Below are 12,655 nucleotides of genomic sequence, written 5' to 3' on the forward strand. Positions count from 1 at the left end.
TACATTCGCAACCTGTTCGCCGCCGTTCGCCGTAGGACGCGTTGCGTTCTTTTGCGGCCCTCCGGGGATTGCGGCAAACTAGCCGCGCCCGTCACGCCGGGTCCCGATCAACTGCCAGTAGACACCGTATGCCCCGCTACCCTTTCCGCCGCTTTGGTTTTGGCGCCCTGCGCCGCCTGCTGTACCTCTGGGTACGCTCGGAAACCATCAACCAATCGGCCTTCACCCTGAAGATCGACCGCAGCAAGCCGGTGCTCTACGTGCTGCAACAGCCTTCGGTCAGCGATCTCGCGGTAGTGGATACCGAATGCCGCAAGGCCGGGCTGCCGCGTCCGGTGATGCCGGTAGCGGTAGGCGACGCCATCGAGCCGGCGGCGTTCTTCTACCTGACGCCCGAACCCGACTGGCTCGGCCGCCAGGATAAGCGCGGCGCCTCGCCGACCCTGGTGCGCATGCTCGCCGCGGTCGGCCAGAACGGTCTCGACGACGCGCAGATCATTCCGGTCAGCGTGTTCTGGGGACAATCACCGGACAGCGAATCGAGCCCCTGGAAGCTGCTGTTCGCCGACAACTGGGCGGTCACCGGGCGCCTGCGCAAGCTGGCGCGCATCCTGATCCTCGGACGCAAGACCCGCGTGCAGTTCTCCGCGCCGATTCACCTGCGCGAGCTGGTGGAACAGGGCAAGGGCCACGAACGCACGCTGCGCATGGTCAACCGTATCCTCCGGGTGCACTTCCGCAACCTGAAGACCGCGGTGATCGGTCCCGACCTGTCGCACCGCCGCAACCTGGTCAAGGGCCTGCTGCGCGCGCCGCTGGTACGCCAGGCGATCAGCGAGGAATGCGAGAGCGAACGGATATCCCAGGAAAAGGCCGAAGGCATCGCACTGCGCTACGCCAATGAAATCGCCTCGGACTTCTCCTATCCGGTGATCCGCTTCCTCGAAGTCATCCTCAGCTGGTTCTGGAACAAGCTGTACGAAGGTGTCAAGGTCAACCACATCGAGCGGGTGCAGGACGTGGCCCAGGGCAACGAGATCGTCTACGTGCCCTGCCACCGCAGCCACATCGACTACCTGCTGCTCTCCTACCTGCTGTTCCGCAACGGCCTGACCCCGCCGCACATCGCCGCCGGGATCAACCTGAACATGCCGGTGATCGGCTCGATCCTGCGCCGCGGCGGGGCCTTCTTCATGCGCCGCAGCTTCAAGGGCAACCAGCTCTACACCGCGGTGTTCAACGAGTACCTGCACACCCTGTTCTCCCGCGGCTTCTCCACCGAGTACTTCGTCGAGGGCGGCCGTTCGCGCACCGGGCGCATGCTCCACCCACGCACCGGCATGCTCGCCATCACCCTGCGCAGCTTCCTCCGTGACTCGCGCCGGCCGATCGTCTTCGTGCCGGTCTACATCGGCTACGAGCGCGTGCTGGAAGGCCGCACCTACCTCGGCGAACTGCGCGGCGCGACCAAGAAGAAGGAGTCGATATTCGACCTGTTCAAGGTGGTCGGCGCCCTGAAGCAGCGTTTTGGCCAGGTCTGGGTGAACTTCGGCGAGCCGATCCATCTCGACCAGTTCCTCGACCGCCACCAGCCCGACTGGCAGGACCAGGACCTCGGCCCGGAATACCGCCCCGACTGGCTGCCGCAGACCACCAACCTGCTGGCCAAGGACGTCGCCCGCCACCTCAACGACGCGGCGGCGATCAACCCGGTCAACCTGGTCGCCCTGGCGCTGCTCTCCACCAGCCGCCAGGCCCTCGACGAAAGCGCCCTGGCGCGAATCCTCGACCTCTACCTGGCGTTGCTGCGCAAGGTGCCCTACTCGCCCAGCGCGACCCTGCCGGACGGCGACGGCCAGGCCCTGATCGAATACGTGAAGAGCATGAACCTGCTGGCCGAGCAGAAGGACGCGCTGGGCCGCATCCTCTATCTCGACGAACAGAACGCGGTGCTGGCGACCTACTACCGCAACAACGTCCTCCACGTCTTCGCCCTGCCGGCGCTGATCGCCAGCTTCTTCCAGAGCAACTCGCGGATCAGCCGCGAACAGTTGCTGCGCTTCGCCCGCGCGCTCTATCCCTACCTGCAGGCGGAACTGTTCATCCGCTGGAGCCTGGACGAACTCGACGCGGTGATCGACCAGTGGCTGGCGGCCCTGGTGGAACAGGACCTGCTGCGCCAGGAGAACGACACCTTCATCCGCCCGGCGCCAAGCTCGCGGCAATACGTGCTGCTGATCCTCCTCGCTCGTTCGGTGACCCAGACCCTGCAGCGCTTCTACATGGCCATCGCCCTGCTGCTCAACGCCGGGCAGAACGCCCTGACCGCCGAGGAACTGGAGAACCTCTGCACCGTGATGGCCCAGCGCCTGTCGATCCTGCATGGCCTGAACGCCCCGGAGTTCTTCGACAAGAGCCTGTTCCGCCACTTCATCCAGACCCTTCTCGACCTGCGCGTGCTGCGCAAGGACGAGGCCGGCAAGCTGAGCTACCACGAACTGCTCGGCGAACTGGCCGAAGGCGCCGCCAAGCGCGTGCTGCCGGCGGAGATCCGTCTGTCGATCCGCCAGGTGGCGCTGGAGCGCCCCGCCGAGGAAGCCGCCGCCGAAAGCAACGACGCGGCCGCCAACTGAAGCCCGGCGCCCGCCCCGCGAGGGACGGGCGTCGCTCCGCTGAAATATCCTGCGACCTTTCCCTGTTCCGGCCCGGCAACCTATGCTGGTTTCCCGGGTCAGAGGCCCGCTCGTTTTTTTGTTCCGTCTGAAAGGAGGCTCCCATGAAAAAACTGCCATTGCTGCTCGCCGCCAGCATTCTCGCCGGCTGCGGTACCCAGCAATCGACTTCGAACGCCAGCTTCGATGGTGAGGTCTTCTACCGCGAGCGTATCGCCCTGCCGCCCTCGGCGCGCCTGAGCGTGAGCCTGGAAGACGTGTCCCTGGCCGACGCCCCCTCGGTGCAGTTGGCCAGCCAGACCCGCGAGATCAACAGCCAGGTGCCGCTGGCGTTCCACCTGGAGTACGACCCGAAGCAGGTCAAGCCGGGCCACAGCTATGCGGTGAGCGCGCGCATCGAGCTGAACGGCCAGTTGCTGTTCATCAACACCACCCGCCACTCGGTGAAACTCGACGGCAGCGACCCGCAGCCCTATCGCGTGCAGGTCGAATCGGCGCGCTGAAGCACACCGCGGCATGCCGCCGGTGCGAACCGGCGGTTCCCTCCAGTACACTCCACCTCCTATTCGCTACCGGTTGCCGATCCACCTCACGACGAGCGGCCGGATACCCCGTACGTTCCACATCAAGGACGCTGTCATGTTCCGACTCACTGCCCTCTGCGCCGGCCTGCTACTCTCGGCCAACGCCCTCGCCCTGTCCCTCGCCGACCTGTCGCAGAACGACGCCTCCAGCGGCCTGAAGGACGCCCTGACCCAGGGCGCGCAGATCGCCGTCCGCCAGCTTGGCCAGCCGGGCGGCTTCAACAACAACCCGGACGTGCGCATCGAACTGCCCGGCAAGCTGGGCAAGGCGGCGAAGCTGATGAAGCAGTTCGGCATGGGCGCCCAGGTCGACCAGCTCGAGGCGAGCATGAACCGCGCCGCCGAGGCTGCCGTGCCGCAGGCCCAGGGCCTGCTGTTGGAGGCGGTGAAGAAGATGACCGTGGCCGACGCCAAGGGCATCCTCAAGGGCGGTGACGACGCCGCCACCGAATACCTGGACAAGTCCAGCCGCGAACAGCTGCGCGCGAAGTTCCTGCCGATCGTCAAGCAGGCCACCGACGAGGTCGGCCTGGTCAAGCAGTACAACGCCTTCGCCAGCCAGGCGGCGACCCTTGGGGTGGTCGATGCGAAGAGCGCCAACGTCGAGGGCTATGTCACCGAGCAGGCCCTCGACGGGCTCTTCGAGATGATCGCCAGGCAGGAGAAGAGCATCCGCCAGAACCCGGCGGCTGCCGCCACCGGCCTGGCCAAGAAGGTCTTCGGCGCGGCCAGGTGAGTCGACGGACGGGGCGCGATCGCCCCGTCCCCTTCTCCCGTCAGGCCCGCGCCTCGTCCTTCTTCACGCGGAACCAGGCGGCATAGAGCGCCGGCAGGAACAGCAGGGTGAGCACGGTGGCGACGATCAGCCCGCCCATGATCGCCACCGCCATCGGCCCGAAGAACACGCTGCGCGACAGCGGGATCATCGCCAGCACCGCCGCCAGCGCGGTCAGCACGATGGGCCTGAAACGCCGCACGGTAGCCTCGATGATGGCGTGCCAGCGATCCAGTCCATGGCTGATATCCTGTTCGATCTGGTCCACCAGGATCACCGAGTTGCGCATGATCATGCCGGCCAGGGCGATGGTCCCGAGCATCGCCACGAAGCCAAACGGCTGGCGGAACAGCAGCAGGAACAGAGTCACGCCGATCAGGCCCAGCGGTGCGGTGAGGAATACCATCGCCATCCGCGAGAAGCTGCGCAACTGCACCATCAGCAGGCTCAACACCACCACGATGAACAGCGGCACGCCGGCGTTCACCGAACTCTGGCCCTTCGCCGCGTCCTCCACCGTTCCGCCCACCTCCAGCAGGTAGCCGTCCGGCAGCTCGGCGCGGATCGGTTCCAGGGTCGGGGCGATCTGCGCGACCAGGGTCGCCGGCAGCGAATCGTCGTAGATATCGGCGCGCACGGTGACCGTCGGCAGGCGGTTGCGGTGCCAGATGATCCCCTCTTCGAAACCGTATTCGAGCGTGGCGATCTGCGACAGCGCCACGCTCCGGCCATTCTCGGTCGGCACCGCCAGGCTCGGCAGCAACGACAGGTCGCGACGCTCCTGCTCGGTGCCGCGCAGGAGGATCTCGATCAGCTCGTTGTCTTCGCGGAAGAAGCTCACATGCGAACCGGTCAGCGCGCTCTGCAGGAACTGCGACAGGCTGGCGGTGCTCACCCCCAGGGCACGGGCGCGCTCCTGGTCGATGCTCAGGTACACCACCTTGCTCGGCTCTTCCCAATCCAGGTGCACATTCACCACGTGCGGGTTCTCGCGCATCCTGTCGGCGACCTTGCGCGCCAGTTCGCGAACCTGCGGGATGTCCTCGCCGGAAACCCGGAACTGCACCGGATAGCCCACCGGCGGCCCGTTCTCCAGGCGACTGATGCGGCTGCGCAGGTGCGGGAAGTCCTCGTTCATCCGCTCGATCAGCCACTTGCGCAGCGCCTCGCGGCTCTCCAGGTCCTTGGCCAGCACCACCACCTGGGCGAAGCTGGCCGCCGGCAACTGCTGGTCCAGCGGCAGGTAGAAGCGGGGCGAGCCGGTGCCGACGTAGGCCACGTAGTTGTCGATGCCGTCATGGCCCTGCAGCATTTTTTCCAGGCGCTGGACTTCCTCGCCGGTCGAACGCAGCGAGGCGCCCTCGGCCAGCTTGATGTCCAGCAGCAGCTCCAGGCGCGCCGAGGGCGGGAAGAACTGCTGCGGCACCAGGCGGAACAGCAGCAGCGCGCCGACGAAGGCGGCGAGGGTCAGGACGATCACCGTCTTGCGGTAGCGCACGCACCACTCCACCAGACGCCGGAAGCGCTGGTAGAAGGCCGTTGCATAGGGATCGTAGCCGTCGGCGCTGCCGCCGTGCTTCTGCGCGTGCAGCCTGGCCAGGTCCGGCAGCAGCTTGGCCCCCAGGTAGGGAACGAAGACCACCGCGGCGAACCAGGAGACCACCAGGGCGATGGTCACCACCTGGAACAGCGAGCGGGTGTATTCGCCAGTGCCGGACTGCGCGGTGGCGATCGGCAGGAAGCCGGCGGCGGTGATCAGGGTGCCGGTGAGCATCGGGAAGGCGGTGCTGGTCCAGGCGAAGCTGGCCGCCTTGAGGCGGTCGTAGCCCTGCTCCATCTTCACCGCCATCATCTCCACCGCGATGATCGCGTCGTCCACCAGTAATCCCAGCGCCAGCACCAGGGCGCCGAGGGAGATCTTGTGCAGGCCGATGCCGAAGTAATGCATGGCGGCGAAGGTCATCGCCAGCACCAGCGGGATCGACAGCGCCACCACCAGGCCGGTGCGCAGGCCGAGGGAGAAGAAGCTCACCAGCAGGACGATCACCAGCGCCTCGGCCAGCACCCGGATGAACTCGCCGACCCCGGTACGTACCGCCGCCGGCTGGTCGGACACCTTGCGCAGTTCCAGTCCGGCCGGCAGCGACTGCTGCAGGCGGGCGAACTCGGTTTCCAGGGCCTTGCCCAGCACCAGGATGTCGCCGCCCGGCTTCATCGCTACCGCCAGGCCGATGGCGTCCTCGCCCATGAAGCGCATGCGCGGCGCCGGCGGATCGTTGAAGCCGCGGCGAACCTCGGCCACGTCGCCGATGCGGAAGGTGCGGTCGCCGACGCGGATGGGGAAGTCGCGGATCTCCTCCACCGAATCGAAACGCCCGGAAACGCGCAACTGCACGCGGTCGCTGGCGGTCTCGAAGAACCCGGAGGAGGCCACCGCGTTCTGTTCCTCCAGCGCCTTCTGTACCGCCGCCAGGGGCAGGCCGAGGGTGGCCAGCTTGGTGTTGGACAGGTCGATCCAGATCTTCTCGTCCTGCAGGCCGATCAGTTCGACCTTGCCGACGTTCCTGATCCGCTGCAATTGCAGTTGCAGGCGGTCGGCATAGTCCTTCATCACCGCATAGTCGAAGCCCTTGCCGGTGAGCGCATAGATGTTGCCGTAGGTGGTGCCGAACTCGTCGTTGAAGAACGGGCCCTGGATGCTTTGCGGCAAGGTGGCGCGAATGTCGCTGATCTTCTTGCGGATCTGGTACCAGAGTTCGGGGATCTCGCTGGAATGGATGTCCTCGCGGGCCATGAAGGTCACCTGCGAGACGCCGGGGCGGGAGAAGGACACGATGCGATCGTAGTCGCCGGTTTCCATCAGCTTCTTCTCGATACGCTCGGTGACCTGCCGGGCCACCTCTTCGGCGCTGGCACCCGGCCAGTTGGTCTGCACCACCATGGCCTTGAAGGTGAACGGCGGGTCTTCGCTCTGCCCCAGCTTGCTGTAGGACAGCGCGCCAACCGCGCCAAGCAGGAGCATCAGGTACAGGACGATCTGGCGATTCTGCAACGCCCAGGCGGAAAGGTTGAAGGACATGCGACTACTCCTTGGCCGCCAGTTTCACCGTGCGGTTGGCCCGGTCGATCGGACGCACCTGCTGCCCTTCGCGAAGCACCTGGACCCCGGTGGCCACCACCCAGTCGCCAGCCTTCAGGCCTTCGAGCACCGGCACCCGGTCCTCGGCATAGGGACCGGTGCGCACCGCCTGCCGGCGCAGGGTCGAGCTGCCCGGCTCGACCACCCAGACGAACGCCTGGCCGGCCTCTGCGGTCAGCGCCGACAAGGGAACCGATAACGGCACCGCCTCGGCGGCGGCGACGTAGACCCGCGCGCTCTGGCCCAGTTCGGCCGGAGTCGCGCGGTCGTCGAAGGCCACCCGGGCGGCGAAGGTACGCGATTGCGGATCGGCCGCGGGCGAGAGCTCGCGGATATGCCCGGCGAAGCGTCTGTCGCGTTGCGACCAGAGTTCGACCGACACCGGCTGGCCGATGCGGAAACGTTCGAAGCTGTGTTCCGGCAGGCCGATCAGCACCTCGCGTTCGCCGTCGGCGGCCAGGCTGAAGACCGTCTGTCCGGCCGCCACCACCTGGCCCACCTCGACGCGCCGGCTGGCGATCACGCCATCCTGGGGCGAGCGCAGCACGGCGTAGCCGGCCTGGTTGTCGGCGACGTTGAATTCGGCGCGGATCTGCTTCAGCCGCGCCTCGCCGGCGCGGTAGCTGTTCTGGATGTTCTCGAACTGGGAATGGCTGACCAGGTTGCGGTCGAGCAAGGTGCGGTAGCGCCGGTACTCGGCGCGCACGGTCTGCAAGTTGGCCTCGGCGGCACTGACCTGGGCCCGCGCCGCCTCCAGTTGCAGGCGCACGTCCTGGGGATCGAGTTCGGCCAGGGGCTGGTCCTTCTTCACCCGCTCGCCGACTTCCACCAGCCGGCGGATGACCTTGCCGCCGATGCGGAAGGCCAGCTCCGGCTCGTGGCGGGCGCGGATCTCGCCGGGAAAGGCCTGGCTCACCTCCCCCGCCGGCTGGGGCTGGACGACGATCGCCGGACGCGCCGCGGCTGGCGGCGGCGTGCCGTTGCCGCAGGCGGCGAGGAACAGGGAGGAAAGCAGGGACAGGGCGACGAGCGGGATATGGCGGTACATGTGACACCTTCCGCAAACTGCGTTCGAGTTCTTATACTGGGCGGTATAGTAAAAATACAGAACCCATCAGTCCAGTATTTCAATTGTATAAGCGCATGTCAGAACCCACCTCCTCCGTCGGTCCCGGCCGGCCCAAGGACCCGGCCAAACGGGAAGCCATTCTCGAGGCGGCCAAGCGCCTGTTCCTCTGCAACGGCTACGACGGCAGCAGCATGGAAGCCATCGCCTCGGAAGCCGGCGTTTCCAAGCTCACCGTCTACAGCCACTTCACCGACAAGGAAACCCTGTTCAGCGAAGCGGTGAAGGCCAAGTGCGCCGAGCAGCTTCCCGCCCTGTACTTCCAGCTGGCCGAAGGCGCGCCGCTGGAAAAGGTCCTGCTGAATATCGCCCGCGGCTTCCACCGGCTGATCAACAGCCACGAGGCGATCGCCCTGACCCGCCTGATGGCCGCGCAGGCCGGGCAGAACCCCAAGCTTTCCGAGCTGTTCTTCGAGGCCGGGCCGAAGCAGGTGATCGACGAGATGGAACGCCTCCTCGAGCAGGCCCGCCGCAGCGGCAAGCTGGCGTTCCCGGACGCGCGCCACGCCGCCGAACACTTCTTCATGCTGGTCAAGGGCTGCGCCAATTACCGTCTGTTGATCGGCTGCGCCGAACCGCTGGACGAGGCCGAAGGCGAGCGGCACGTGGAAGAGGTGGTGGCGCTGTTCCTGCGCGCCTTCGCCGCGGGCGGCTGACGCGGCTCAGGCGCGACGGCGGAAACGCACCCGCGCTCGCTGCGGACGCAGTGAAAACCAGCCGCGCGGCGCCAGGTCGCCGTCGTGCATGATGTCCCAGTGCTCGACCCAGTAGGCCAGCGCCGCCGCCAGATCGATCATCGCCATCGCGGTGCCGGGGCAGGCGCGGTCACCGAGGCCGAAGGGGAAGTAGGCGCCACGCGGCCAGCGCGCCGGTTCGAGGAAGCGCTCGGGACGGAACTCCAGCGGCGCCTCGAACCAACGGGGATCGCGCTGGGTGATCCAGCTCGAGACCATGGTCACGTCGCCGCGCTTCAGCCGCTGGCCGAACACCTCGATGTCCGCCGTCACCTGCCGCGGCGCCAGGCCGTAGGCCGGCGGGAACAGGCGCAGGCACTCCTGCAGGACCGCCCTGAGCAGCGCGCAATCGCGCAGGTCGGCGACCGAGCGGATCGCCGTCCAATTCACTCGCGCCAGCTCGGCGCGTAGCCGCGCGAGCAACTCGGGACGCTGGGCCAGCAGCAACAGGCTCCAGGTCAGGGTCACGCCGGTGGACTGGTGGGACGCCATGAGCAGGGTGCAGAGTTCATCGCGCAGGTCCGCCAGCGGCCGCGGCGAGCGCTCCGCCACCTCACCCACCGCCTCGCGCAACTGGCCCAGCGCCCAGCGCTTGCGCGGACACAGTTTGCTCGGAAACCAGTGGCCCAGCGGCAGGCCGGTGCTCATTTCCAGCAATGCCACCCGCGACAGCAGGCGCACCGCCTTGGCGATCCGATAGGCCGACGGTTGCAGGTCGACGTCGAACAGCGCGTGACCGCTGAGGGTGACGCTGAACGCAGCCATTTCCAGGTCGAGGTCGTATTCGCGCCCCTCCTCCACCCGCTCGCCCCACTCCGCGGCCAGGCGGCGAACCTCGCTGGCCGGCGGCGGCGCCAGGTGCGGCCGTACCTCCTTGCGCCGGGCCTGGGCGGGGGCGCCCTCGCGCATCATGAAGCTGCGCCCGTTCCACTGTTTCAGCATGCACAGCGCCGGCTGCCAGCGTTGCAGGTCATCGCGGCGATCGACCATCAATTCCTGCACCGCCTGCGGATGGAACAGGCACCAGAGGCGCTGCGGGCCCATGCGGGCGACCGCGAGGTCCGGCTGCGCGACGTGCATCTTCTGCAACCAGGCCAGCGGATCGCGCTGCATCTCCAGCCAGTGGCGGGCGCCGGCACGCCCGTCGTTGGCCCAGGGCAGGTGCGCCAGGCGCCGGCGAATCGGACAATCGATGGTCTGCTGCATGCTCGCCGCCTCCCTGCGGTGTCGACACTCAGCCCTTGCCCAGGGCCTTCTTCGGGTAGATGTCGTAGCGGCTGGACTTGCCTTCCAGGCTATAGCCGGGCTTGGGCCCTTCGATGATCGGCGCCTTGCGCGGGCGCTTCACCACCACCCGGTGGCTGGCCAGGGCCAGGGCCGCCTGCAACAGCGCCGGAGCGTCGAGATCGTCGCCCACCAGCGGCCGGAACAGACGCATTTCCTTCTTCACCAATGCGCTCTTGTCGCGATGGGGAAACATCGGGTCGAGGTAGATCACCTGCGGCGCCTCGCCATCCCAGACGCGCATCAGGTCCGCCGAGTTGCCGCCGAGCAGACGCATCCGCGCGGCGATCGGCGCCACGTCGGGATCGCGCCGGGCGCGCTCCAGGCCATCCTCGAGCAGGGCGGCGATCAGCGGCTGGCGCTCGACCAGGGTCACCTCGCAGCCCAGGCTGGCGAGGACGAACCCATCCCGGCCCAAGCCGGCCGTGGCGTCCAGGACCCGCGGACGGATGCCTGGCTGGACGCCGACCGCCTTGGCGATCATCTGTCCGCTGCCGCCGCCGAACTTGCGCCGGTGGGCGCTGGCGCCCTCGACGAAATCGACCCGCACCGGACCGGGGGAGTCCGCCCCCAGTTGCAAGACCTGCAAGCCCTGCTCGCCGACCTGCACGGCGAACTCCGCCTCGTCGTCCGCCGCCAGCGGCAGGCCGAGCCGCTCCGCCCAGCGCCGCGCAGCCTCGGCGCAATCGGCGGACAGGGCTTGGACATGCAGGCGAGGAGCGGCGGAATCGGTCATGGTCGGGCAATCGTCGGGGAAAGCGCGGATTTTGCCAGAGTTGACCCGCACGCGCTCACCGGCAGACCTTCCATAGGCCCATGTCGAGGTGGAAGTGATCCCGGTGGGCGGCGTTGTAGTCGGGCCCCAGCACCGCATTGAAACTGGCGCAGGCGCCGTCCCGCACGCGGCGCAGGAAGCGCCCGTCGGCGCTCTCGCCGGCCCAGTCCGTGGCCAGGCGGATCCGCCTCCCGTCGGCCAGGCGGAAGCCGCTGATGTCCAGGGCATTGGCCGAGGCATGCTGGCTGCGCCGACCGTCCTCGCGGTTGTAGACGTTGCGGCAGGCGAAGCTGCCGACATGCTCGACCCGCGCCAGCGGCTGGCCATAGATGTCCAGGGCTGCCGGTTGCAGCACGTGCCGCTCGAACAACGCATAGCTCACCGCCAGCGGGCAACTGGCGAGAAAGCTGCTGCTCAACTCCAGCGCCGCCCCAAGCACGCGCAGGCTGTTGCTCAACGGGCAGGTAGCCGATGGCGGGTCGTCGGCTACCCGCTGGTAGCGCAGTTGCGAGGTGGCCAGGGCGGCGTCGCAGAGGCTCCGGTCGTCGGCCAGCCGCCATAGCTTGTAGCGGGTCAGCAGGTTCGGCGGTTCGCGCACGTCCAGCGGCAGCCAGGGATTCCAGCGCGCCGGCAGATCGAGCCACTGGTAGCGCAGGGCGCCGACGGCCCCCGCCAGCAGCAGTAATGGCAGCAACCAGGCCAGGCGGCGCACGGGTTCAGCGGAACAGGTCGTTGATACGGTCGAAAGGCATCGCCGCACGGGTCGCTTCCAGGTCGCGCCGCGCCAGCGCCTGCGCCGCCTGATGGAAAGCGCCGAAGGCGACCCGGGCAAGATTCGAGCCCAGGCTCACGCGCTTGACGCCGAGGGCTTCCAGCTCGTCCAGCGACAGCTCCAGGCGCGGCGAACCGACCAGCACGTTGATCGGCTTCGGCGCCACCGCTTCGAGCACCGCGACGATCTGTTCGCGGCGGTTCAAACCGGGCGCGTAGAGCACATCGGCGCCGGCATCGGCGTAGGCGCGCAGACGCCGCAGGGTGTCGTCGAGATCCTCGCGACCATGCAGGAAGTTCTCCGCGCGGGCGCAGAGGGTGAACGGGAATGGCAACGCACGGGCCGCCTCGACCGCGGCAGCGACCCGCTCCAGCGCGGCGGAGAACTCATAGATGGGCTGTCCGGCGCGCCCGCTGGCATCCTCGATGGAACCACCGACCAGGCCGGCCTCGGCGGCCAGGCGGATGGTCGTGGCGCAGTCTTGCGGAGCATCGCCGTAGCCGTTTTCCAGGTCGGCGGCGACCGGCAGATCGGTGGCGGCGACGATCGCCCGGGCGTTTTCCAGCGCCTCAGTCCGGCTCACCGCGCCTTCCGCGTCGCGCCGGCCCAGGGAGAACGCCAGGCCTGCGCTGGTAGTGGCAAGGGCGTCGAAGCCGAGGCTGGCGAGCATCTTCGCCGAACCGGCATCCCAGGGATTGGGCAGGACCAGCATGCCGGGCCCCTGGTGCAGGTCGCGGAAACGTTCGGCGCGTTGGCGTTGGCTGGTCATGGCGGCGGGCTCCGTGGCGGGGAAA

The 12,655-nt window shown here is 67.9% G+C and carries 10 protein-coding genes; 4 read left to right on the top strand and 6 right to left on the bottom strand.

All coding sequences use genetic code 11. The features are described 5' to 3' along the window. Positions 1-128: 128 nt before the first annotated feature. The 3 genes from plsB (at position 129) to JHD77_RS13585 (ending at position 3,992) form a co-directional block, all read left to right on the top strand. Entirely contained in the window at positions 129-2,633 is a 2,505-nt protein-coding gene (gene plsB / locus JHD77_RS13575) for a glycerol-3-phosphate 1-O-acyltransferase PlsB (protein WP_003113856.1), read from the top strand. Between the two features lie 143 nt (positions 2,634-2,776). Then, positions 2,777-3,175: a YbaY family lipoprotein gene (locus JHD77_RS13580; protein WP_031756109.1), complete on the top strand. Its 399-nt coding sequence runs from the start codon at positions 2,777-2,779 to the stop codon at positions 3,173-3,175. Positions 3,176-3,311: 136 nt separating this feature from the next. Beyond that, on the top strand, positions 3,312-3,992 hold the full coding sequence (locus tag JHD77_RS13585) for a DUF4197 domain-containing protein (RefSeq protein WP_031756108.1): 681 nt from the start codon (positions 3,312-3,314) through the stop codon (positions 3,990-3,992). Positions 3,993-4,032: 40 nt separating this feature from the next. Here JHD77_RS13585 and mexK read toward each other — a convergent pair whose 3' ends face one another. Both mexK and mexJ read right to left on the bottom strand, forming a co-directional pair. Continuing rightward, on the bottom strand, positions 4,033-7,110 hold the full coding sequence (gene mexK, locus JHD77_RS13590; RefSeq protein ID WP_023092568.1) for a multidrug efflux RND transporter permease subunit MexK: 3,078 nt from the start codon (positions 7,108-7,110) through the stop codon (positions 4,033-4,035). 4 nt (positions 7,111-7,114) lie between these two features. Then, positions 7,115-8,218, bottom strand: a complete 1,104-nt coding sequence (gene mexJ, locus JHD77_RS13595; RefSeq protein ID WP_003098646.1) for a multidrug efflux RND transporter periplasmic adaptor subunit MexJ — start codon at positions 8,216-8,218, stop codon at positions 7,115-7,117. A gap of 95 nt (positions 8,219-8,313) precedes the next feature. Here mexJ and mexL point away from each other — a divergent pair, with 95 nt between their 5' ends. Beyond that, the gene (mexL, locus tag JHD77_RS13600; RefSeq protein WP_003098648.1) at positions 8,314-8,952 is read left to right on the top strand and encodes an efflux system transcriptional repressor MexL; all 639 of its coding nucleotides are present in this window, start codon (positions 8,314-8,316) and stop codon (positions 8,950-8,952) included. Between the two features lie 6 nt (positions 8,953-8,958). Here the strand turns inward: mexL and JHD77_RS13605 are convergent, their stop codons facing one another. The 4 genes from JHD77_RS13605 to JHD77_RS13620 are packed head-to-tail and all read right to left on the bottom strand — an operon-like array spanning position 8,959 to position 12,630. Next, positions 8,959-10,236, bottom strand: a complete 1,278-nt coding sequence (locus JHD77_RS13605) for a cytochrome P450 (protein ID WP_003098650.1) — start codon at positions 10,234-10,236, stop codon at positions 8,959-8,961. Between the two features lie 28 nt (positions 10,237-10,264). Further along, positions 10,265-11,050, bottom strand: a complete 786-nt coding sequence (locus JHD77_RS13610) for a class I SAM-dependent methyltransferase (RefSeq protein ID WP_003098653.1) — start codon at positions 11,048-11,050, stop codon at positions 10,265-10,267. Between the two features lie 55 nt (positions 11,051-11,105). Then, positions 11,106-11,801, bottom strand: coding sequence for an extensin-like domain-containing protein (locus JHD77_RS13615; protein ID WP_003098655.1), 696 nt, complete (start codon positions 11,799-11,801; stop codon positions 11,106-11,108). A gap of 4 nt (positions 11,802-11,805) precedes the next feature. After that, positions 11,806-12,630, bottom strand: a complete 825-nt coding sequence (locus tag JHD77_RS13620; RefSeq protein WP_003098657.1) for an isocitrate lyase/PEP mutase family protein — start codon at positions 12,628-12,630, stop codon at positions 11,806-11,808. Positions 12,631-12,655: the final 25 nt, after the last annotated feature.

The sequence above is a fragment of the Pseudomonas sp. P20 genome, from assembly GCF_016463925.1.
Classification (GTDB): domain Bacteria; phylum Pseudomonadota; class Gammaproteobacteria; order Pseudomonadales; family Pseudomonadaceae; genus Pseudomonas; species Pseudomonas aeruginosa.